Source organism: Staphylococcus sp. GDY8P198P (genome assembly GCF_017891615.1).
Taxonomy (GTDB): Bacteria; Bacillota; Bacilli; order Staphylococcales; family Staphylococcaceae; genus Staphylococcus; species Staphylococcus cohnii.
In genome coordinates, this window is sequence record NZ_JAESJQ010000019.1 from 39,969 (window position 1) to 63,478 (window position 23,510).

The window sequence follows — 23,510 nt, forward strand, 5'->3', positions numbered from 1 at the left end:
AAATGTACCGTCATTTAATTCTATTATAAAAAACAAATCTCATTCATTTACAATTCATCCTATATAAGTATTGTATATATAATTATCCATCTTATAACTTCTTAATACAACACAAATCTTCTCTCAGAACGCAAAATACATCCCTACCTTTTATAAGATAGAGAAGTATGGGATTTACAAACTTATTATTACATTTATTACCATTTTTATATTGCTAAACATATATTCATATATATAGAAACATAAACAATATTAAAACTAGAGTTTTCATTAGTACATGCACTTTTTTGAGCTGTTACTCAATTTTAAGTAATAGTGTAATAAAGAACAGGTAAAAAAATCACCGAGTCTACAAATCTGGGGGGGCAAATTGGCTTTTGGTCTGCCCTAATGATTCATTCACTCCTTATGGATTAGCATTTTACGTCCTCTCTATTTTACAAGTGTTGTTATAGTTATTACCAGTTGGATAATCTAAATCACTCAGATATGAGTAATTTGTTTTACAGACTCTTCAATTTAGGGTTCTCTAATATATTCAAATCCAAATGTATAACATCACGCTTAAAATTTGCTCAAAGTTATCAAATAACCTTAATGTATAGTTTTAACATTTGGTCTGCGTTGCATCAACTAATTAAAATACATATATTAGGGGATATTTAATGCGTCAATTTTGTCTAACTTGAAAATTATTTTTGTTAATAGAATCCCTAAGTAAAATGACAATCAACGAACATGTAATGATAAATTTAGTTACTAACGCTCACCAACAGGTGAGTGTTTTTATTTTGCTTGACCAAACTATGAGGAAATGATAATTTGTAAATAGACATACAATTCACATTCCTTTATTATTATTATTAAAACACACAAGTAAGAAAAGACAGGCTTTGTGCTTGTCTTTTCTTATTAAATTGCATAATTTAAAATAATGTGTCAAATTGTAAAAATGGCCATTAAACATATAATTATAATTAACATACTATAGATTATAAGGTCTTTCTGATCTGGATTTTTTCTTGTAATAATATAATCAAATCAGTCAACACACTTAACAAATTTATATGAAATAAGCCTATAGGTTTTTTATTTATTTAAAAATTCATTTAGTGTAGAGTTATCACTTTCTTTTTCAATAAGATTCTCTATATTTTCATTGTCATTTTCTTTTGAACTTATAAATCCATCATCTATTAAACTTTCGTTTCTATTTTCTACTTCTTTTGAGTTCCAACCTATTTTGTTGATTTCTTTTTTGTAATCCATATATAATCTCCTTGGTTATTTATTTGTAATATAATCAAATGTATAACATAAATAGCAATAAAGATATTAAATTAATTTAAATATTAAAAAGTAGATCAAAGTTATAATAACTACCTATAAATTATACTCACCTATTTAGATTTGGATCACTTATAATAGAGGACTGTTTTAAATAAGAAACTTCATATAAATCTGCTAACCTCTTAATAAAATCAATTAAATTTCTTTCATTTATTAATTGATTTTCAAAATCTGTTTTTAATTGTATAAATTTCTGTTTTTCTTGTTCGGTGCTTATCTTTTTGAAATACCCCCACATATGACAAAAGGTATTAATTATTGAACCTTTAGATGGTTTCTTACTTAATGCGTATTGAATTTTTTGCTGAACTAATTCGATTTCAGCATCGTTATTCATCAAATATCTAATGTCATTATAAGTATTGTGATCATGCCACAAAACTTCATATTTATATCTACTCCATAGTTTTTCTTTTTGAAGTCGTTTATTGATTTTAAATACCTACTTTCAATATTTAATTTAATAAAAAGGAATTCTTTTACTGGCTTCAATAATATCTTTAGTAAAGAAAAATTGTTTCCCTTGTCCAGTATATGCTGGATTAAGTATCAAATTTGCTTTAGCATTATATAACCATTCGGGATTTATTCCTGAATTCAAAATATCTTGAAACTCTTGAAACTCTTTATTCCAGTCTAAATTGGGTTTCATTTATAATCACCTCGTAAATATAATAGAACTCTAGTTCGTATATGTAAATAAAAAAAGACAGACTAGACCGTCTGCCTTATAAATTAAGAGTTATAATGCTAAAAACTGATAAATACATTTTAACATGACATTGAACTATCAAGCAAATAACCATCCCATAACATACTTGGGCAATTGTTATATGTAAAAATTAATAATTATAAAATAATATATATAGCTGTATGTAAGTTTACTATAGCATTAAATATCAGAATAAGCCTATTTTATACTCACTCTAATGTGATTAAAAGAAAAAATTTAGTTGTATAATAACCAAATAAAAAAGACGACTTTAAAAGTCGTCTAGTGTGTATTCGTTAGAAAGTGATAAGTGAGTCCGTTACCTATTATATACAATTTTAGTTATATTGCAAATATTTAATCATTTTAACTATTAACTTGTCTAACATCTGCTTAACTCTCTGCTCGCCTACTTCGAATATACGAGCCATATCTTTGTAAGTTTTCCCCTCTACCAACAGTAAAAACAAATTAAACTCTTTGAATGTTCCTACTGTTTCGGCGGCCAATTCTAGCTCGTTTAAAAATATCACATCTTCTGTATTCATTTGATCTATACGCTTATGGCCAACTTCAGCACCTAACTCAAAGAAATCATCTGTTTCAATGGGTTTATCTTCATAATCATCGTTAATATGCTCGTGACAACTCAATATAAACTGTTTAATCGTTTTTTTATCATACATAGCCAATTTCACTCGACAATCGGTCTAATATAGACGTTCTAGCACGCAACAATGCCCTTTGTTTAATACCGATGATGTCGCAAATAACGTCATCTGATAAGTTTTCCTTGTCCCACCACGTCAACTTGATAACTTGTTGCTTTAATAAAGAAGAATCATTATATACAGCAGTAATCCCTTTAGCTATATCGCATATATTTCGATATTGAAGGTCATTAACGCTATGAGGTCGGTTAATATACCAGTCACACAATCTGTGATAGTTCAGCATGTACTTAGATAACATTTTATAATTTACATCTTGATACTCAATAATCATATAGCAAGCACCTCACGTTCATTTTGTAGGCTTTTACGTTTAGATTCGATATAATCGTTGTAAATAACTTTATTGGCTTGTGTGCGCTTCTCATTGCGTTCTGAACGCGCTTTATGATGTATTTGGTATAAATCTCTTTGAAGTTTCTCTATGGCTTTGTGTGGCTTATATGAGCCGTTTGATTGCATGTATTGAATAACGGCCTTTTGTTCATGCGGTGGGTAGCGTTTAATCAACTTTTTAACTAGGTTCAGTCGCTTATTGGATTGCTTTTTATATCTATCCAGTTCTTCTTTTTTATCCACGATCCAACATACCAACTTTTCTAGTGGATACGAAGTGGTGATAACGCCCATTACATCATCACAGGTCATATGCGATGTATTAAGGCTATACATACATTCGATTTGTTCCTCTATTGCTTGTATTTTACGATTAATAAACATAGGATTATAAGCAGTTAGCAGTTCGTATTCAGTAATCTTTTCAACGGGATAATATCTTAATACTTGCTTACAGGGTTTTAGATGCATGTTATAACCTCATTTCTTTATATAGTTATATAAACGCTTATAAGTTTCTGCAACAGTTACAGAAACCCATTTCTTTCCAAAATTTGGAAGGCATTATTATATATTTAAGTTTGTACAACGAGATTTGCTATTTATTAGTTTATACTTTCCAATTAATTGTTGTTATGACTCTTGCTAAAATTACGCATCATATTTTTTGAGATTAAAGGATATACCAAAAACGTCACAACCTAAGTAGATAACAAAAATAGTTATGTAGTAACGGACATTTTTGTCTATAGCTAGATAAGTATTTAAAAATGTTGATTATGTAGCTATTACTCAAAAAAGAGTAACAGCTCAATTCGCCAAAGTTTTTCTAACCTATCAATCATCTTTGCCTATGCCAAACTCTTCATATACTGATTTAGGCTTCTTACCTGTCACAAAATCACCTACGGGATCATACTCATTTTTTGTCTTAGGTTCCATAATCTTGAGACGTGCCTCAACAGTTAAGCCTAATTTGGGACAAATGGCGTTCATTGTATTCACGCTATCCCTTTGTATTGTGTAATGAGGTGAGAGTTTACTTCCACGTTCAGTCACAACCACCATTCCTTTTTCTTGAATTTTGAGTGTGGCATTTTTGTAGTTACTATATGTTTGGCAATAAGTAGCAAGCAGACCTTTGTCTAAATCTTTTATAGGTAATTCATTAATAAGTGGAAGTACTCTATACCATTCTTGAATAGCATCATCGTCTAAAAAATCGGGTGGTTCTTTTGATAAAGGTGTAAGCTCATTCATAGCTTTCTCAGTCGCATTTCTTTGTTCTTGTACATCTTTGGTACGATAAGCTTTTTGTTGTGATAATAGTTTTCTCTGTGACATTTATATCATCTCCTATAAATATTATGTATTTTTTAAGCGAGCGCTCGCTCGTATTCTTTAGTAATAAAGTCAGCGCTGTCTTATTGTCGGAAAATCTCGACGCTAATTCTAAAGAATTCATACACAAATGCGACCACGTGGTCGTTTTTTAGTTGGTCGCCGTCCAACTGTTGGACTTCGTTGTAATTTTGAACGGAATTATAAATATTCTTTTTCATAACTTCTTTTTGTAATGACTTTGGTGCATTTAAGAAATTGTCTTTTTGAGCGTTGTCTAGATTTGTAGACAACTCATTTAAATTAATATAGTAATAAATTTTAAACTTATTTAAGTTATTGTTTACGTGCAATTGATTCAGAACGTTGTGCTTGTTCAAGTTGGGATTCGAGTTGAGTTTTTTCTTCGTCGCGTTGTTTGAGTTGTTTTTTGTATTCTTCTAATTCTCTAGTTGTTGCTTCATCGATTGACTTGTTACCGTTGTTTGTTTCAATACCATTTTCAATAACGTGATTGCGTTGTTCTTCAGGCATAGTCGCTAATTGATGCGTTTTATGCTGTCCATATGAACGGAGCGCTCCGTTATAATTTTCTCCAAATTCATTTGCAGAGCTTTTACTCAAACCAATTTTTTAACCCAATTTCTGAATTCTCCATGAACAAGGTCATTTTCTTTCACATGTTTCAATCTACGTCCAATCTCGAATATCGATTGACCTGCAATGTTTTGGTAACTAACACTCACAATTATTTGCTTGTGTTGTATATTGCGCCTATCCACGAAAAGATGAAAGAGAATAATACAAAGCTTAATATTGTAAGCATTAATAGAGACGTAGTTATTTCATCAAAAACTAGGCTCTGTGAGAAGCTCTATATTGCATTGAATGAATAGTTACATGGATTACAGGTCATTACGTGCCGTAAATCGCTTAAATTAGACTATTTCGTTAGTAATCATTGTGAAAAATTACACAATTTTAACTTTTCATTTCAAGATGCGGTTACGGATAAGGCGGGCTCGTTTTCGCTCGAACACTAGAGCCACGGGGTTTTTATTCGCCACCCCAAAAAATATTTTTGAAATTTATTTTTCGAATCTCAATCCGAAAATTTTTACACTGCCGATAAAATTAATCTATCCGTTAAAATTTCCACCACTACTTTAATTATCTACTGGGCAAAATTAATTTACTTTCAATCTAAGTTTAGTTACTTTTTACTCTTTTCATACAACGTATTCTAAGACCATTTAAGCCACATGTAAGATTATTGAGCACCTAAATATCTAAATAATAAATGTATGCTCTGTATAGCTCTCTAAATGGCTACAAATGGCATTGTATAATGCAAAGTATTCATGCTTAGTTATAACGTTTTGTATCTCCTAATTGCTTCTAACATTGTTCTTGCTTATCACTTTACGAACAACAATTATTATTTATATTTTTAAATCTCATTTTGATTTTTGAATTTAATTTTTATTTTGAAATTAGAAATATTATTTTGAAAATAATTCTTTAAAACTTTTTTGTAATTCAAATCTGAAATTACTTTTTACATTTACTTTCTTCTCTTAATGAACTTCTTAACTGAATTGATTCAACAAATGAAATCATTTATCTTCTGAACTCAATCAACAATTGAATTTCAACAAATGAATTAACTTAAACAATTTATCTTAATTGGATTAATCATTCTTAATTAGAAATCAAATATCAATTACAATTCATTTCTTCTCTTTGAATGTTGATGAACAATCACAATGAAACTTCTGTGTGAACTATCTCATTAGTTGGATCTAATACTCATACTAAAAGTAGTGACCTTATAAACTGTATGCTTAATAACCCGACCTTTAATGTAGGTAGCTTAATCACTGCGTACTTTATTGTGCAGTCCTCTAAACTATCCACCTTAATAAGCAGTGTGCTTTAATACACAGTGTCTTTAATGCTTGGGCACTTTATAACTGATGGCGCTTTATTATCTATGCTCATTGTTTGCCTGCACCTTTAATACTTGGGTCTTATAACTGCATGTGCTTTTATATACTATGTTGAAGTATCTGCTACACATTGAATGCGTTCCACATATATCATTGTGATTACTTTCACATATATACTTTAAGAAAAGACCACCACCAATTAATAGTGATGGCCTAAACCAACGTACAGAAGAACTAGGAACAAATGAAAATAACAAGAGTTAAATGCCCAATGGCTAATTTAGACTTTAATACTGAGCGCTCAACATTAAAGATTTAGTATATCTTTAATATCTATATTATACCATGAACGCTGTCATAATACCACTTTACATTACCTAGTATTAATAGAAATTGCTTTTATTTTACCAATCTTTTCAATGAGCTTATTCATCGATGTCACTTCATCTGTATAGATTTGTACACTCTTAACTTTGTTCTGCTGCACTAACTTTATAAATTCTTGCATAATTGGTTTGTCATCCACTTCTATAGACAGTCCATACAGTCCTTTATTGACTACGACAGTTAAATTGCCACGATGTATCGATGCTAGGATATTACTATCCTTATTGTTGTCTAACATCACACATAGCTTGTCATTGTCTTTTAATGCTTGAAATACATTATTATCTAACTCATATGGTTTAAATGTCTGATAGTTAGGATCTACTGTTTGGGTCGTTCCCATTTCTACAGGTTTATCTGTCGTAAGTGCTTGTACTGTAATTCGATTCTTTTGCTTATTATATTTAACGTTATTATCTGATTGTTTGATTGTTGTTAGCATATACTCACATCCTTACCATTGTTTCTTGCCATAATGATATTTTTGGAACTCATCACGAGAAACGGTATCTAATGCTTTCTCCAGTTGCCATGCATAGCCTCTAGGAGTCGTTTGTTCGTCGTACTTGTTGCCATCACCTAAATTAATTTCGTGGGCTAACATTTGGCCTTTATACTGGTTGTGAATGTTACCAGGATTATTTTTCTCTTGCTTAACATAACGTTCACGAGATATACGACGACCAGCCTCATTTTTATTCTCAATCATTTTACGATACACTTTCACAACATCTTGCAGTTTATCCTGCATCTCTTTCGCTAGTTTTTGATGTTCATCCTTAAACCCTGTCATTTCTTTGTTGTATGCCTTGTAGAACTGGTCAAATTCTTCTTCAGTTACTTTATAATCTGATGAGTTAAGTTGTTCGTCGACTTCGATTAATTCTTGTTCTAAATCACCCTGAAGTCGTTTTAATTTTGTTGCTTCAGCAAATTCATCGTTATTTTGATAGTATGATATTTTAGCGTTGAGTTGTTTAATGCGATCCGTTAAATTATTGTATTTTTGCTTCACTTCTTTTGCTTTAATACCTTTGTCATAAATTCCGTTATCGAAGATAGTGATTGTATTGTCTTGTACTGTTTTTACCATAATTCATTTCCTTCTTTCGCTTTATATTGATAATATGCTTTATCTCGTTAAAATCTTTCTGCTTTCTCGCCGATTTTCTTATGAGTGAACTAATATACCTATCTGATACATTACTCACATGAGTGGGTAAACGGGCTAGAATCTGATGTGCTACTTTTTTATGATTGATATTGAATCCCCCTTAATTGAGGTTCTATTTCATAAAATGTGTCTTTTAACTCGTAATTCAAATTATTCTCAATATCATTTATACTTTTGTCCCAATACGCCAGAATGCATTCGGGTAAATTGTTAATAATTGCATGTATATTTTGCTTATTAATAAGATAGTAAATGTTAGACTGTATACTAACTAGTTGATTATATGCAGATACATCTCTACTTATTTCATCTTTATGAGCTTTAAGATAGTAACCAAATGCAGCAGTTATGATTAGTCCTAAAACTTGTGACTTCCTTTTGATTGTTGGTTTGTTGTTCATAAAAACACCACCTAAAAATAAATTATATTTATTATCTTTCGTCCAAAGATTTAATACTTTTCTCACTTACATTAAAACACCAATTGAGTTGTGCTTTATCTTTAACTTCAAAACCCGCTTTAAGCATCGCACCTTTGAATTGTCCGTTGGTTATATAGCTACCTTCAAAAGTACCTGACAATGCTTCACGGTACCTTCTTTCAAATACATGTTTTAATCCATATGAAGAATGTCTTGTGTTAAAGGATTTTATTTTATTCATTGCGTAACAAAATTCGAGTAATGCATTTTGTTTAACTTGGCTTAAAGTTTCAAAATGTTCAGGTTGGTTAATGTTATTCATAATATATGCTCCTTTCTTATTTATATTTTTCATCATTATCATAAGGTACGATACCTTATAGCACCTCACTTCGTTTATGACATTATTTGAATCACTATAATTTATAAGTAATCTAGTTTAAAAGTTACTAACGGTTACTACTTTATTTTAATAGTTACTACTTCTGGCAACACCACAAAACCTTTCATATCAATGCTTTAAAGCTATCAGTTACCAAAGTTACCAAAGTTACTACTTTTTTTAAGGGGGTACACTTATAAGAAAGAGTAAATCATTGTATTAATTTATATATGACCTCCTATATTTAACCTAGTAACTTTAGTAACCTTTTATTAAATAACCTCTATAAACCTTGTTATATCAATGTTTCTAGCGGTTACTACTTTTGTGTTTTATCTAGTAACTCATTAGTAACTTTAGTAACCTTTTATTCCTTTTTAAAGCCAAAACCTAATTCATTTATAATTTCAGTTTTAATCGCATAACCTTTGAAAGGTTCGCCACTAAATTTTATATTTTTTTGCATACCTACATTATTTTTAACAAGATATCCTCTTTCGTCCCATTGCTTAACGGTAGAATTAAATTCAGTTCCTAGCATTTCTTTTATAGTTGGTGTCATAACCAATAAAAAATCGTCTTTGTAAATGGCCATTAGTTCAGTATTATCATGATAGAATTTCTTGTAAGCGATTCGTCCACGGTTTGCATTCAACTTTTCAAGTAGTTCCTCTAACATTTGAAGTGGTTTATCTATATTTTTATTATTTTTCATCATACTTGTGTGGGCTTTATTAACATTGATATATGGGTCATGCTCAAATCCTTCAATATCATTTAATATCTCACCTGTAATTTGTAGTAGTGCAAAACTACGTGCGATACGATCCATTACTTCATTACCATTAGCTTGTTTCATAAAATATTTAACAGCACTATCAAAAGACGCTTTGTATTTATCTTTGTCAGCTCTATATTGTTTGATGAATAGTTTACCTAATAAACCATGATTATTTTCCATTGCTTTTGCTATATCACCAAATTCAGTTTTTTCTGTATTAGGAAACGGGTCATCTTGTAAAGTAATTACACGACCTGCAACACCTGCTTTATCGGGCGCTATATCTGGTATAGCAACTTCTCCACTTGAAAGCATGATATTGTTCCACGGCTCTAAATAATCGATAGAACGATCTGAATTACCATGTCCCTTAGATTGACCACCAGAAAATTGGTATACAATGCTTGGTATTCTAAATGGATTATCTGCCTTGCGTGTATCATCTTTTATTAAGGGGAATGAATTTAAAAATGAAGCCATACGTTCAACACTTACATTAGTGGCATTCCATTCAGTAACTAATTTTCGATTTCCCCATATACTTGCACATATCTTTAAAGTAAATGTTTTACCACTTGATGTACGGCCTGATATCTCACTAACAAATGGGTCTACATCGAAATCTTTGAGCAATACAGAGCCTAGTGAGCTATAGAACATCATCATAACCATTGGATTATCCTTAATTGGATTGAATACACCTTTGATATAATCATCAATATTACCTTTTGTTTCAAACGCATCAATCAATGCTTGATACCCCTTATCAGCATTAAATATTTTGTACTGATTATCTTGTTGATCTTCTGCATATGGTGAAATGAAATGACCATTAATATTGCCTAACCGTGTAGCCACATCATAATCTGGTATTTTATTAAAGCGTCTGTAAAAACTTAGATATTGAACAAGATTACCTGCTTCATTTTGAGTAACTTCTAGTCCTTTACTAGCAAGTTCTACTAGATATTTACTTTGCGTAATATCTCGCGCTAACACTGGTAATTTATATTTACGTTTTGCATCTTCAAATTCGAGTTCGTAATAAAATTCACCAGATTCAATATTTTTATATCTTTCTGTAACATAAGGTGGTGTACTGGTAAGATAAATGTGAACTATATCTATAACTTCACCTTTTGTATTCTTTTTCTCTTTTTCCAAATACAACCATTTACCTTTAATTAAATAGGGTTCTGGAATGGTTGGTTTATCTTTATTAAATTCTTGGAATTTTTTTAGACTGTTCATCGTTTCAAATACATCTTCTTGTGTTACTTCCATTTCCTCTACTGTCATATCCCGTCCCCCTCTAGTTGCTCATATGCTTTTTGAGTATAGAATTAAATGTTTTGTTTATTTCACTATCTTCCATAGGTGGATTGCATGATTTGCCCTATGCTGTCACAAGTCCATATGCAAGGTGTGCATCTACATATCTGCGTAATAAGTATCCACTTATAGAAGCTAACGATTGATTGCGTTCACCTTCACCAACCCCAAATGCTAGATCAGCCCAGTATGATGAATCACGTTTTTTATATTGGCTTGAGTAATTAATAGTAATTGGTTTATTTTTTTGGTTATCGATATTTCTCGACAACTCATTTAAATCACCTATAGTGATTGCAGGTGCATCATTATATTTAAATATATATGGTATATTCTTATCTGGCTTTACAGGTAGCGCCATAGCTCTTGAAGGTTGGAGACTGCCTTCATCAATTTTGTAGCCAATTTTCTGCGCTAATGCTTGCGTATACTTCCTATAATCATCTGCACTCACAGGCTCACTTATAGGCGTCATAAGGCGAATACGTGGTTTTTCTGAAGTATGGTTATAGGTTGTATGGAATGCCCAAGAATAGCCCTCTAATTGCTTACAAATAGCACTGTATAACCCTTTGAAATCAGTAATATCATCATAATCAAGTGCTAGTGTATTTCTGTTTATAATGTTTTCATCATTACGGTACTTTTGAATGAGTTTGCCGTCTTTTTCCATGTCTTTTACATCTCCATAAACGACTAAACCACGTTTATATTTATCATCGTTATTCATTGGTGTTTGTATTCTATTAAGCCATTCCGACCACATTACATCGTTATTTTGAGCAAATGAATCGGAATATAAATTTTTGTACTCGATAATTTTTAATTTAAAATCATGCTGCAATTTTATTTGTTCAAAGCCCATTTATTTTGCCCCTCCTACTGTAAAAACAAGGCATGAAATGGTATAATTAATATATAAATAAGCCGTTCCATGCTTGTTTTTAATAAAAATTTCAAATTGCGTTTAGGCGTTATCTTTGCTTTGGTCGGCAGATAATGCCTTTTTTTCTTGCTTAATATTAGCTTGAATATCATCGTGCATATTCTCGATATCTGTTCTGATAGCTTGTAAAGTCGATGAGATAATGTAATTTTGTTTAATGTTATTATTAACAGCTTGATGATAAACAGGTTGATTCGTTTTTATTGCATGTTCTCTTTCATCTTCTAATTCTGATGATTCCATACCGATGTAGTCGAGAACGCTCTGAATCTTATTTCTCAAATCTGCAAATTCCACGCTTTCTTGTACTTTTTCTGAATAATTCATTTTATTTACTCTCCTTTAATAATTGTTTTTTTATTTTTCTATCTTCCAAACTATCTTTTATCACAATTGATATAAGTGATAGTGGTGTGTATAGACTTAATGCATGGAAGATGTCTTGTGTGACAATTCCAATAATTGATGACACTGTAGCATTTGCGATAATTAATGCAATAAATGTTTTCATTCTATCCTCCTAGGAATTATATATTTCGTTAAAATTTTTCTTAATATACTCTTTCATTGGTTCTGCTAAAAACTTGTAATGATCTGCTTGTGATTTAGGTTCATGTACATACTTTTCAATGTCCTTTTTAAATCTCGGATTAAGCAAAAGTTTTTTCATAATTGAATTCCTTGATAATTGCATGTGTGACTGTAAATCTTTGAATGACCACACAAGTTTAGGTTCATTGATAATTACAATACCTTCACTTTCTTGTAGTTGTTCTTGCATTATTTTCACCTCCTTATTAAGCAGTAGCTTGTGTATTTAAGTATTTATTGTAGATAGTTTTACTGACTGAAATATCTAAACCAAATTTGTTAATAGAAGTCATTAAATCGACTGTGTCATCTAAAATTTGTTGCCGAATAATTAACATATCTTCACTCATTTGATCTTTTTTTAAAGCTTTATCATAACCAAACAATGTTGAAACACATTTATTAACTACAGTCGCACATTTTATATAGCTAATTTTTTGGGGATTAGATAAACCTTGTTGCAAAACGTCCATAGCTTTTCGTTGATGTTGCTTATCCATTAAGTGGAATACTTCATGTTGCTTTAATCCGATTGATTGTCTTAACTCTCTAATAACTTGCTTAACCCATTTTTTAAATTCTTTTGCTTCATCACGTCTGCTATTCCAAATAGCTTCGTAAATACCAAATTCTGAAAGTATCGTTGTTTTTTGTTGTCCTCCAAGGGTACTCACAATGTGAACCCCCTTTTCATCTTCATCAATCATACGATTCATATTAGTTGTGACACTGTATCCTAATACATTTGCAACATCACCTGCTATTGCCCAATACTCCCCGTCTTTTTCAATAAAACGAATTTCTTTACCGTCAAAAAATTGTTTAATCATCGAACTTCCTCCTTAATATTGAATATTTCTGATACTTCAACATCCAAAGCATTAGCAATTTTAATAGCCATGAGTTCTGATGGTTTAGATTTGTCGTTTAAAATTTTAGTCAAATAAATATAATCTATTGGAACTTTTTGTGATAATTGCTTTGCATTTACACCTTTTTTTACCATAGCTATTCGGGCGTTCATTTTTCGAATTTCTACTGCCATAGTCAACCTCCTTTTCATTTTATCGTATTTAACGTTATTAACGTTAAAACTTAAACTAAGTATAAGCAATTTTTGTTAACGCGTCAAGGGAAACTTGTGTTAAAATATAATTAATCAATGTTTATAAAAAAAGAGGTGTGATGATGAAATTAAAAGAAATGCTCAAAAATTTAAGAGAATCAAAAGGGTTTAACAAGAAAGAACTTGCAGACCAAATAGGAATATCAAGAACCTATGTATCCAGAATAGAAAATGGCTCAGTTGAAAAACCAACCAAAAATATATTACTTAAGTTGTCTTATATATTTGATCCAACTGGCGAAAACAAATTATATTTTAAAATGTTAAAAAGTGTTAATCACTCCACAAATGGTTGGGAAGAAGAATTTGAACAATACGCAAAAAAAATTGAAGGTAACTATTTGTCTGATAATAGGTTTAACCCCAAAGAATTATCTTCAATGTTATACAGAGTAAATAAAAACGATAATTCTATCGTCTTTTTAGATTTTCCATATATGAACATTGAGTGGTTAGTTAATCAAAACGATTTTAAACTATTCTGTGGCCATATTCCGAATGTGTTCAACTTAAACAAGAATAGTGAAAAACATGGAGTGCCTTTAGAATTAACCGAAAGTGAACAATTAAAATTAAGAAATTATATAAAGGATTATAAAGAGGAAATAATTGCAGATAGGGAAGCTGAAGAAAACAAAGAATTTGGTCAAAAAATTGAAGTAGACTATCATGAATATCATTTAATATTTGATTTATTGAACGAAAAAATTAATGATAGTGCTCAATTTGTTAGTAGGCTAGCGTTTATCAATAAAGACAGAGAAATATTTAATGCTAAGGAATTTCACGAAGAAATAGAGAAGGCAGTAGAACAACAAGATGCTTTAAAATTACAACGTCTAGTAAGAATGACTACAATAAATGAATTGAAACAATACTTGTCAGAACAAAATTGAGGTGATTAAGTGGCATACATTGAAAAGCGAGGAAAAACATGGAGATATTCTATCTCATATGTAGACGATGAAGGTAACCGTAAAAAAGTTCAAAAAGGTGGTTATCGTACTAAACAAGAAGCTAAACGAATTGCAGAAGATTTAGAGTATAAAATGAGAAATGGTTATGCTGTAAGTAATGATATAACATTTGCAGATTATTTTTATCAATGGTATGAAGTTAATAAACTACCACACGTATCAGAATCAACTAAAAGACATTATGAATCTGCATACAAGCATATTAAAGACCATTTTAGACACAAGTTATTAAAAGATATTAAACGTACTGAATACCAAAAGTTTCTCAATGAGTACGGTTTAACGCATAGTTATGAAACGATTAGAAAGTTAAATAGTTATATACGTAATGCATTCGATGATGCTATACATGAAGGTTATGTTATTAAAAACCCTACATACAAAGCAGAATTACACGCATCTATTCCAGCCAAAACAGAAGAAATGAAGTTTATTAATGAATCAGAATTCAAAAAACTTAAACATTATTTTGAACAAAAAAATACCACCTCATCACTTGTGCTATTAGTAGCACTTGCAACAGGTGGTAGATTTTCAGAAATTGCTAAATTGAAACGTGAAGATCTGGATATTAAAAATAATAAAATTCATTTAAGAGGTACTAAGACCGAAACATCAGACAGAATAATAAGTATTGACGCAGTAACTATGAAACGTATTCAATCATTTATTGATTCACGACCTACTAATATCAGTGGTTACATCTTTACTGTTGATGGTAAAACAATAACAAATGCTGCTGTAAACAAAGTACTGAGAAAAGCATGTGATAATCTAAATATAAAAGAGATAACTATTCACTCGCTAAGACACAGCTTCTGTTCTATACTCATACATCATGGCTTTTCAATACTATATATATCAAAACATTTAGGACATTCCAACCCAGCCACAACACAATCCATTTACTCCCACTTACTTCAAGAAACTTATGAGCGTGAAGATGAAAAAGCAATGAAATTACTAGAAACTATTTAAGCCACTTAATTATAAATATTAGGTGGTTTTTTACTATAATTTATTTTCCAGTCCCCAAATAGTCCCCACAACGAAAAACAAAAGCTTATATAACAGCGTTTAATTACTTTATAATATGCCCTTCGAGGGGATAATTTGAATGTTCTTCGTTATAAGACATTGCATTAAATAGTGATTTATCGGGCTTTCATTGACTTTTGTTTTCAGTCGTTGAAAGTCCTTTTTATATTTCTATACCTAGCAAAATATAAAAACAACTATCCAGAGGATTTAAAAACAAAGCTCTGTCATTTATAACGTTTAAATGGCTTAACTATTGCGATTTAAGCGTTTAAAGTTTCTTGAAAATTATTTTATAGTTCTTTTAAAACATTTAACCGCTTAAATATATCTCCATTATTTCACATTGATAAACGTGCTGCCTAAAACATTTAACCGCTTAAATATATCTCCATTATTTCACATTGATAAACGTGCTGCCTAAAACATCTCTCACATCGTGAATAACTAAAAAGGCATTTTCATCTACTTCATTGACTAATTTTTTAACTCTTGTCACCTGAGACTGAGGTACAACAACATATAACATTGTCGTTTCAGTTTTAGCATACCCGCCTTTTCCGTTTAATAATGTCGAGCCCCGACCGGTAAAGGAATTAATTTTGTCACTGATAATTTCATTCTTAGTAGAAATGACCGTAACACCTTTTTTAGGATTAAAGCCTTCAATGATAAATGAAGTCGCTCTTTCTGTAATGAATAACATGATAATCGTAAATAACACATTTTTTAATGGTAACACCATTAAGAAAGATAAGACGACAATACCATCTAAAATAAAAATACCTTGTGATGTTTTCATTTCTGAATACTTACTTATGATTTTAGCAATTACAGATGTACCTCCAAGTGTACTCCCTGTAGAGATTACTAGTCCAGCACCGATGCCTATAATTGCACCACCAAATACAGAATTAATAACAAAATCATCTATGCCTAAATTAATATTTTCAGTTACTCTTAAAAAGAATGAGAGTGCCGTGTTTGAGATGACAGTATAAACAGCGATTGTTTTGCTTAAATACTTCCAACCGATAAAAACAACGATTGTATTAATAATTAAAGAAGACCAAGCTGGAGAAAATCCTAAAGTATACTTCAAGGCTAGTGCGATACCCACTGTACCACCATCACCTAAATTCGATCCTAGTAAAAAGCAATTTACACCTATAGCGTTGATAAACGTTCCAATTAAACACAAGATGATACTTTTATAATGATTTTTTATTAATGCTGACATTTATTCACTCCCATTCTGTTCGATTTAATCTAAATTATCATCACGTCATATGTTATATGCATTCAATCCATGCCTAAATAATTGACTTAGCTATTTTTGAACTTAAATTTCAATAACAACACATTTAAGTGACAAAACTTAATTTAGAATTAATAAGGCATCGTAAGATCCTCAGAAAATACAATCTTATTAAAAAAGACACCTCTAATGAGGCGTCATCTATAAATCTAATTAGAATATTATAATATCAAAACGTAGTTTTTTTCAATAACATTTTAATATATTTTTAAATTTAGTCTTATCATTTGTAATAAATGCCATATTCTTTTAAGAAAAACTAATTAAAGTTCGATTGTTTCACCGCTTCGGATTTTGTCAGCCATTTGGTTTAATTTTCTTAAACGATGATTGACACCAGATTTTGAAATTGTACCTGAAGACATCATTTCGCCTAATTCTTTTAAGGAAATATCTTGATGTTCTATTCGTAATTTCGCTATTTCACGTAAGCGATCAGGTAAGTTATCTAACCCAATTTCTTGGTCTATTAATTGAATGCTTTCAACCTGCTTCATCGCTGCACTAACGGTTTTGTTTAAATTAGCTGTTTCACAATTAACTAATCTATTTACAGAATTTCTCATGTCTCTGACAATACGCACATCTTCAAATTTAAGCAACGCTTGATAACCACCGATTAAACTCAAGAAATCAGAAATTTTTTCAGCTTCTTTTAAATAAGCGATGCTTCCTTTTTTACGTTCTAGATGTTTCGCATTGAGTTCATATTCATTCATTAAATTCGTAATGCCTTCTGAATGATCTTCATACAATGAAAATATTTCTAAATGATAGGAAGATGTTTCAGGATTATTCACTGATCCACCTGCTAGAAAAGCACCACGTAAATAACTTCTTTTCATTTCATCTTCATGAATCATCGTTTCATCTATTTCATGCGTAAAAACACCATTTTTCAAAATACCTAATTCATCTAAAATTTCTTTGGCACGCGCTTTAATTCTACAAATATAAATATTGTTCTTTTTTAATTTCATTTTTTTCCTTACAAGTAGCTCTACTTCAACATTAAACACTTTTTTTATTAAGGAATATATACGTCTTGCTGTCGTAGCATTTTCAGTTTGAACATTTATCACAAATTGTTGATTGGAAAGACTGAGTGCACCATTCATTCGTATGAGTGCACTGAGCTCTGCTTTTGCATTTGTTTCATCTACTTCTATTCTAGTAAGTTCATTTTTCATTTCTGATGCAAAGCTCATACATCTTCAGTCCCTTCTTATCTAAGTTTAATACTTAGTTTGTTTTACGATTTTATTTATCTCGGTTAAATTCAATCGTTTCTGTTTCTCTCATAGCAATCTCGTAAATCATTTTAGACAAGACCTCTGTATTATGTCTAACATAATTCTCTTGTGATACTTCTACCAGATTTTCGTGTGTAAAAACTTTTATCTTTTCTGCTTCCATATCTTTCATGTTGCATTTAACTGGATCTGCGCCATCTTCTTTATAACGACGTAAAACATCGCCGTTAAACGTCTGAGTACTACATATAGCATAGTTTATACAATGACGTCCCATGTGATTATGTATTGCATCAACATGATCTAAAGCAGTGTAATGATTAGTCTCACCAGGTTGTGTCATAACATTTGATACATATAACTTTGGCGCATCGCATTTTAATAATGAATCCGCAATACCTTTAACGCATAGATTAGAAATTACACTTGTATATAGCGAACCTGGTCCTAAAACGATTAAGTCAGCATCTTCTATCGCTTCAACAGCTTCTTCCATGGGTTCTACATTTTCTGGTTCTAAAAATACACGTTCTATCTTTTTATTTTTTTTAGGAATTTTTGATTCGCCATAAACAATTTCACCGTCTTCCATCACTGCATTTAAGCGTACACTGGAATTTGTAGATGGTATCACTCGACCTCTTATATTTAAAATTTTACTTAATTCTTTTACCGCATGTCCAAAATCATCATTCATATTCGTTAATGCAGCTATTAACAAGTTGCCTAAAGAATGACCTTCAACTTGATTTTCTTTAAAACGATATTGGAACAATCTTTCAATTGTTGATTCTGAATCGCTGAGTGCTGAAATTACATTTCGTATGTCACCAGGTGCAGGAATATCCATTTCATTTCTGATTTTCCCAGTACTACCTCCATCATCAGCAACTGTGACAATGGTCGTAATATCTATCGGAAAGTCTTTTAAACCACGTGCTAAAACAGATAAACCTGTACCACCACCAATAAGTACAAGTTTAATTCTTTTCATTTTTTTGCTTCACGCCACTTTCAATTTGAGCATCTCTATGATGCACATATACATTATAGTCAAAATTTTCGTTAAGCTCTGCACCAATGCGTTTAGCTAGAGCTACAGAACGATGTTGGCCTCCGGTACAACCAATTGCAATCACAAGTTGTGATTTACCTTCTTTTTTATATCCTGGAATCATAAATTTTAATAAATCCATCAATTTCTCATAAAAAATATTTGTTGTTTTCCATTTCATAACGTAATTATATACTGCTTCATCTTCTCCAGTTAAAGGTCTTAGTTCATCCACATAATGCGGGTTCGGTAAAAATCTCACATCAAACACTAAATCCGCATCCATCTGAATCCCATGTTTAAAACCAAAACTGGTTACATTAATATTGAATGTTTGATAATTACTTTGATTAAAGTAATCTCCGATTCGCTTACGAAGCTCTTTGGGTTTCATAAATGATGTATCAATCGTGTAGTTTGCTAAACTTTGAATCTCAGCGAGTAAACTGCGTTCTTCTTCAATCGCTTCAATTAACGAGCGTTGTCCTTGTTCATTTAATGGATGTGCACGTCGCGTCTCTTTATAACGTGAGATCAACTTTTCGTTGGATGCTTCTAAGAACATCATATCAACGATAATATCTGAGTTACTTTTGATTTGGTCGATTTCTTTAATCAATGATTTGAAAAGTTCTTTCCCTCTTAAATCAATGGCAATGGCTACCTTTTGCAACGAAGGATTTCCTTGACCCATTAATTCTACAAATTTCGGCAACAGTATTGGAGGTAAATTATCTACACAAAAATAACCGATATCTTCTAAACTTTGTATTACAACCGACTTACCTGCGCCAGACAAACCTGTCACAACTAATAATTCACTTTTAGTCACTTCTTTTTCTTCTCGTTGCATTACTTTACACCATCCAAAGATTATTTTTAGACATTCCATTTATTGTTCTGGAATTTTATTATCAATACAAGCAATCATTTTAACTTAGTCAGTTTATGACCACTATGCTATCACATTATATTTTACATGAAAAACGACTTTGGTAGTAGTTTTATCACTTAATTGACCCTAAGTACTATCGTAGACTGACTTAAATGAAATAAATTTGTGTCCACAAATGTAATTGAGTCTTTTTCATTTTTTCAATTAGCATAATTTATAATAAATTAGCTTCTGTGTGATCTATTTATTATATAGCTCCTGAAATACACATATATAGTAGGTTGATACCTCACACAAGTGATTCATTGAACTAACACTGCACACTTACATTTAAAGTACAATTATGTAAAAAAGCTAGAATGTTAAACCTACATGATTAATGTAAGGTTGATACATTCTAGCCTGTCTGAATCTCGTTATTATTCAATTAAATTCTATAAATAATATATTTTAATCTTATGCTTCTATGGTATCTTTTAATTCTTCAATATAAGAAATTGCACTTTGTGCTGCGATACTGCCGTCACCTGTTGCAGTTACGATTTGGCGTAGGCCTTTTGCACGTACGTCGCCAGCAGCATAAACACCTGGGATTTTCGTACTCATATCTTCATTAGTGACAATATAGCCTACTTCATTTGTAATGCCTAAATTTTCAAATGGTGCTGTTAATGGTTTCATACCAATGTATACGAAAACACCGTCAGCATCGAAAGTTTGTTCAGCACCATCTTTTGTGGATTCTAAAGTAACTGAACCAACTTTACCGTCTTTTTCGTTGATTGTTTTAAGAGTATGACTCCAAATAAAGTCGATTTTATCATTTTTAAATGCACGATCTTGTAAGATTTTTTGCGCACGTAGTTCATCTCTACGGTGAACGATTGTTACACTGTCAGCGAATTTTGTAAGGAATGTACCTTCCTCAACTGCAGAATCTCCACCACCGATAACAAATAATTTTTTGTTTTTGAAGAATGCACCATCACATACTGCGCAATAACTCACACCGCGGCCACCTAATTCTTGTTCACCGGGCACACCAATTTTTTTATATTCAGCACCAGTAGATATAATCACAGCTCGCGCAGTAATCTCACTGTTGCCAAGATTTATAACTTTATATTGACCTTTGTCTTCAATTGATTTGATATCACCATATTGATATTTTGCGCCAAACTTTTTAGCGTGTTCAAACATTTTAGTTGATAAATCTGGCCCAGTAATCATTTCAAAACCTGGGAAGTTTTCAACCTCTTCTGTATTTGCCATTTGTCCACCTGGCATACCACGTTCAATCATTACAGTACTTAAGTTTGCACGTGATGCATACACGGCAGCAGTCATACCAGCTGGCCCTGCACCTACAATCGCAACATCAAAATCCACTTGTTCAGCCATTTAAATTGCCTCCTGTTTATTAATTCATTATACGCATTATATATGATTTCTTGCATTTCATAAAATTATATGCTTACTAAATAGTCTATTGTTTTATTTAAACGATAAGCCGTTATATCAAACCATTCTAATACTTGTTGTTTGGTAATCTTAGTGTCCATACTCCGATAATACATATAAACAAAAGCAGCCACATAATCATCTACATTAGTTAAATCTGCTTGTTCTGCTATAATCGCCTCTGCTTTATCAATCCATACAATAAATAATTCTGAGTTATTTTTCAAATATTCAATATTATACAACATTAACATGCCTCTATGAATAAAATCTAACTTATTTAACTGTAAACCTTGAATAAGATAAGTTAAATATAATTTTTCATAATCATTCATATCTTCTAAAACAGCCCATATGTCTTGTGTCAATAAGACTTCTCGACCTTTTAATTGATTTAATAAGAAAATCCCGTATAACCTACGATGACTATCATCACTCAATAATAGTGGCAATACTTGTTGGTTGAAATACGCCTTACTTTGCTCAATTACCCAAGGCGCATAACCTACATCAACCTTAGATATTTCTTGTAACTTAGACCAAAAATATTTGCTATCTTCGATATGATTGAGATGATAATTGTTGTGGCTCAATGCATTATACATTTGTATAGAGAGAAATTTCCCTTTTCTATAAAGTGGTTGCAGCAATTTTTGAGAAGCTTCATATTGCTTTAAATAACAAAGTACAATACCTAGCTTGAACGATTCATCATCATTCATAGGTACGACTTTACTTAAAATATTCAAATAACGTTGATACTTTTCTTTTTCATTGGTGTTATATAACAATAAAGTGTAATGACAAAGTGCATGTACATCAGTATTGTCCTCATTAAGCAAACGTTCAAACATTACTTTAGCAGTATCATATTCATTGAGGTATAGATAACACATGGCTAATAAATTTCTAACTACTCGATGATCTTGAATCGCTTCATTTTGATTTAAAACAAAGTTTCTTGCCTCGGGCAGTCTGCCTTGTGAAAATAAATATTGAAAAATGAGCTGAACCGCAAATAATTGGCACTCAACTTCAATCTTTTCTTCAGAGTTATAAGTAACCTCAAACATTTCTTCTAATTCTTCTTGGTAGTCGTCATCATCTGCTAAAATGACATAATTCATTCCGAATAAAAAGGCTTTGTTTGCTTCATTGAGCGTAATATTTAATTGGCTGAGTTGATAGTAACTATCCACTACCGATTCTTGTTTAGCAATCATTTCATAAAAAATATGTTCTGCTCTATTGTTATAACCAAGATGTGCTAGACATTCTGATAATTTTACTTTAATTTCAAAAACATCAAATTCTTGGGGTGACATTTCAAGCACTTTTTCATAGTATTCTACTGCCTTTTTATAATCTTGCTGTTGATATTTTTGATCAGCTAATTTTTTATAAAAAGGACTATCAAGTTTCATTGAAATAATTTTATTGCTGTTTTGCGCCATCCATGTTCACCTCCTGTATTTAGTCATTGCTTCAGTTGCATTGGATTCCCATATGCTAACGTGTGGTTCGGGATGTCCTTAGATACAACAGTACCTGCGCCAACCTTCACATAATCTCCTATTTTTACTCCAGGCAAAATTGTTACATTAGCTCCGATTAACGTGTGATTTCCAATATAAACATGCCCTGTTCGAAATTCACCTACTAAAAACTCATGCGTTAAAATAGTTGTGTTATAACCTATGACACAGTTTTCACCAACCGTTATATACTCAGGATGTAATAAATCAGGTACAACTTTAAATGCAAATGCTGTATGTGCACCTATATTCATTTTTAATAAATTGCGATACATCCAATGTTTTAATTTCACATTAGGTAAGTAGCGGCAAACTTCTATAATCACTGTTTGTTTAAACATTTTGACACGGCTTATGTAGCGATACATATGCCACAACGGATTTTTACCATTAACTTTTAGCTTTTTTAAGTCACGCAT

At 31.2% G+C, this 23,510-nt stretch carries 27 protein-coding genes and 1 pseudogene; 2 read left to right on the top strand and 26 right to left on the bottom strand.

Translation table 11 applies throughout. The features are described from left to right. Positions 1-1,089: 1,089 nt before the first annotated feature. The 19 genes and pseudogenes from KA824_RS11670 to KA824_RS11760 form a co-directional block, all read right to left on the bottom strand. Entirely contained in the window at positions 1,090-1,269 is a 180-nt protein-coding gene (locus tag KA824_RS11670) for a hypothetical protein (protein ID WP_107523575.1), read from the bottom strand. 127 nt (positions 1,270-1,396) lie between these two features. Next, positions 1,397-1,729 (bottom strand): DUF1722 domain-containing protein, encoded by a 333-nt coding sequence (locus tag KA824_RS13045; protein ID WP_181187455.1) that lies wholly within the window; start codon positions 1,727-1,729, stop codon positions 1,397-1,399. Between the two features lie 81 nt (positions 1,730-1,810). Then, positions 1,811-2,002, bottom strand: coding sequence for a hypothetical protein (locus KA824_RS11680; RefSeq protein WP_107523577.1), 192 nt, complete (start codon positions 2,000-2,002; stop codon positions 1,811-1,813). Positions 2,003-2,400: 398 nt separating this feature from the next. Then, entirely contained in the window at positions 2,401-2,748 is a 348-nt protein-coding gene (locus KA824_RS11685) for a hypothetical protein (protein WP_107386160.1), read from the bottom strand. Then, the gene (locus KA824_RS11690) at positions 2,741-3,067 is read right to left on the bottom strand and encodes a hypothetical protein (RefSeq protein ID WP_181187454.1); all 327 of its coding nucleotides are present in this window, start codon (positions 3,065-3,067) and stop codon (positions 2,741-2,743) included. Before KA824_RS11690 ends, KA824_RS11685 begins: the two co-directional genes overlap by 8 nt. Further along, complete coding sequence (locus tag KA824_RS11695) at positions 3,064-3,600, bottom strand: hypothetical protein (RefSeq protein WP_064209743.1); 537 nt, start codon at positions 3,598-3,600, stop codon at positions 3,064-3,066. Before KA824_RS11695 ends, KA824_RS11690 begins: the two co-directional genes overlap by 4 nt. 366 nt (positions 3,601-3,966) lie before the next feature. Further along, positions 3,967-4,473: a phage terminase small subunit P27 family gene (locus KA824_RS11700; RefSeq protein WP_181187453.1), complete on the bottom strand. Its 507-nt coding sequence runs from the start codon at positions 4,471-4,473 to the stop codon at positions 3,967-3,969. Positions 4,474-4,806: 333 nt separating this feature from the next. Continuing rightward, the gene (locus tag KA824_RS11705; RefSeq protein ID WP_245335674.1) at positions 4,807-5,094 is read right to left on the bottom strand and encodes a hypothetical protein; all 288 of its coding nucleotides are present in this window, start codon (positions 5,092-5,094) and stop codon (positions 4,807-4,809) included. Positions 5,095-6,792: 1,698 nt separating this feature from the next. After that, entirely contained in the window at positions 6,793-7,248 is a 456-nt protein-coding gene (locus KA824_RS11710) for a hypothetical protein (protein ID WP_181187452.1), read from the bottom strand. 12 nt (positions 7,249-7,260) lie between these two features. Next, the gene (locus KA824_RS11715; RefSeq protein WP_181187451.1) at positions 7,261-7,899 is read right to left on the bottom strand and encodes an HAD family hydrolase; all 639 of its coding nucleotides are present in this window, start codon (positions 7,897-7,899) and stop codon (positions 7,261-7,263) included. A gap of 158 nt (positions 7,900-8,057) precedes the next feature. After that, positions 8,058-8,381, bottom strand: a complete 324-nt coding sequence (locus KA824_RS11720) for a hypothetical protein (protein ID WP_181187450.1) — start codon at positions 8,379-8,381, stop codon at positions 8,058-8,060. Between the two features lie 31 nt (positions 8,382-8,412). Next, positions 8,413-8,724 (bottom strand): hypothetical protein, encoded by a 312-nt coding sequence (locus KA824_RS11725; RefSeq protein ID WP_181187449.1) that lies wholly within the window; start codon positions 8,722-8,724, stop codon positions 8,413-8,415. A gap of 427 nt (positions 8,725-9,151) precedes the next feature. Beyond that, complete coding sequence (locus KA824_RS11730) at positions 9,152-10,864, bottom strand: DUF927 domain-containing protein (protein WP_181187448.1); 1,713 nt, start codon at positions 10,862-10,864, stop codon at positions 9,152-9,154. Positions 10,865-10,877: 13 nt separating this feature from the next. Next, positions 10,878-11,762: pseudogene (locus tag KA824_RS11735) on the bottom strand (primase alpha helix C-terminal domain-containing protein). Between the two features lie 102 nt (positions 11,763-11,864). Then, complete coding sequence (locus KA824_RS11740; RefSeq protein WP_181187447.1) at positions 11,865-12,170, bottom strand: hypothetical protein; 306 nt, start codon at positions 12,168-12,170, stop codon at positions 11,865-11,867. Between the two features lies 1 nt (position 12,171). Beyond that, positions 12,172-12,354 (bottom strand): hypothetical protein, encoded by a 183-nt coding sequence (locus KA824_RS11745; protein ID WP_181187446.1) that lies wholly within the window; start codon positions 12,352-12,354, stop codon positions 12,172-12,174. Positions 12,355-12,363: 9 nt separating this feature from the next. Further along, positions 12,364-12,624, bottom strand: coding sequence for a DUF771 domain-containing protein (locus KA824_RS11750; protein WP_181187445.1), 261 nt, complete (start codon positions 12,622-12,624; stop codon positions 12,364-12,366). A gap of 16 nt (positions 12,625-12,640) precedes the next feature. Continuing rightward, a complete protein-coding gene (locus tag KA824_RS11755; RefSeq protein WP_181187444.1) occupies positions 12,641-13,264 on the bottom strand; it encodes a BRO-N domain-containing protein in 624 nt (207 codons plus the stop codon). Then, on the bottom strand, positions 13,261-13,479 hold the full coding sequence (locus KA824_RS11760; RefSeq protein ID WP_181187443.1) for a helix-turn-helix domain-containing protein: 219 nt from the start codon (positions 13,477-13,479) through the stop codon (positions 13,261-13,263). The genes KA824_RS11755 and KA824_RS11760 overlap by 4 nt, the downstream gene beginning before the upstream one ends. 143 nt (positions 13,480-13,622) lie before the next feature. Between KA824_RS11760 and KA824_RS11765 the strand changes: the two genes are divergently transcribed. Further along, positions 13,623-14,456, top strand: coding sequence for a helix-turn-helix domain-containing protein (locus KA824_RS11765; protein WP_181187442.1), 834 nt, complete (start codon positions 13,623-13,625; stop codon positions 14,454-14,456). Between the two features lie 9 nt (positions 14,457-14,465). Next, positions 14,466-15,515, top strand: a complete 1,050-nt coding sequence (locus KA824_RS12980; RefSeq protein ID WP_181187441.1) for a tyrosine-type recombinase/integrase — start codon at positions 14,466-14,468, stop codon at positions 15,513-15,515. Between the two features lie 454 nt (positions 15,516-15,969). Here the strand turns inward: KA824_RS12980 and KA824_RS11775 are convergent, their stop codons facing one another. The 7 genes from KA824_RS11775 to KA824_RS11805 all read right to left on the bottom strand — a co-directional run bounded on the left by KA824_RS11775 (position 15,970) and on the right by KA824_RS11805 (position 23,510). Then, positions 15,970-16,815 carry a YitT family protein gene (locus KA824_RS11775; RefSeq protein ID WP_107383683.1) on the bottom strand — a complete coding sequence of 282 codons (846 nt, stop codon included), beginning with the start codon at positions 16,813-16,815 and terminating at the stop codon, positions 15,970-15,972. A 341-nt stretch (positions 16,816-17,156) separates the two neighbouring features. Then, positions 17,157-18,101 carry a DNA-binding protein WhiA gene (whiA, locus tag KA824_RS11780; RefSeq protein WP_107383682.1) on the bottom strand — a complete coding sequence of 315 codons (945 nt, stop codon included), beginning with the start codon at positions 18,099-18,101 and terminating at the stop codon, positions 17,157-17,159. Between the two features lie 52 nt (positions 18,102-18,153). Further along, the gene (locus tag KA824_RS11785) at positions 18,154-19,140 is read right to left on the bottom strand and encodes a gluconeogenesis factor YvcK family protein (RefSeq protein WP_107383681.1); all 987 of its coding nucleotides are present in this window, start codon (positions 19,138-19,140) and stop codon (positions 18,154-18,156) included. Next, positions 19,127-20,053, bottom strand: a complete 927-nt coding sequence (gene rapZ, locus KA824_RS11790) for an RNase adapter RapZ (protein WP_107383680.1) — start codon at positions 20,051-20,053, stop codon at positions 19,127-19,129. The genes KA824_RS11785 and rapZ overlap by 14 nt, the downstream gene beginning before the upstream one ends. A gap of 498 nt (positions 20,054-20,551) precedes the next feature. Continuing rightward, positions 20,552-21,496 carry a thioredoxin-disulfide reductase gene (trxB, locus tag KA824_RS11795; protein ID WP_107383679.1) on the bottom strand — a complete coding sequence of 315 codons (945 nt, stop codon included), beginning with the start codon at positions 21,494-21,496 and terminating at the stop codon, positions 20,552-20,554. Positions 21,497-21,561: 65 nt separating this feature from the next. Then, complete coding sequence (locus KA824_RS11800; RefSeq protein ID WP_107383678.1) at positions 21,562-23,010, bottom strand: tetratricopeptide repeat protein; 1,449 nt, start codon at positions 23,008-23,010, stop codon at positions 21,562-21,564. Positions 23,011-23,033: 23 nt separating this feature from the next. After that, positions 23,034-23,510, bottom strand: coding sequence for an acyltransferase (locus tag KA824_RS11805; RefSeq protein ID WP_107383677.1), 477 nt, complete (start codon positions 23,508-23,510; stop codon positions 23,034-23,036).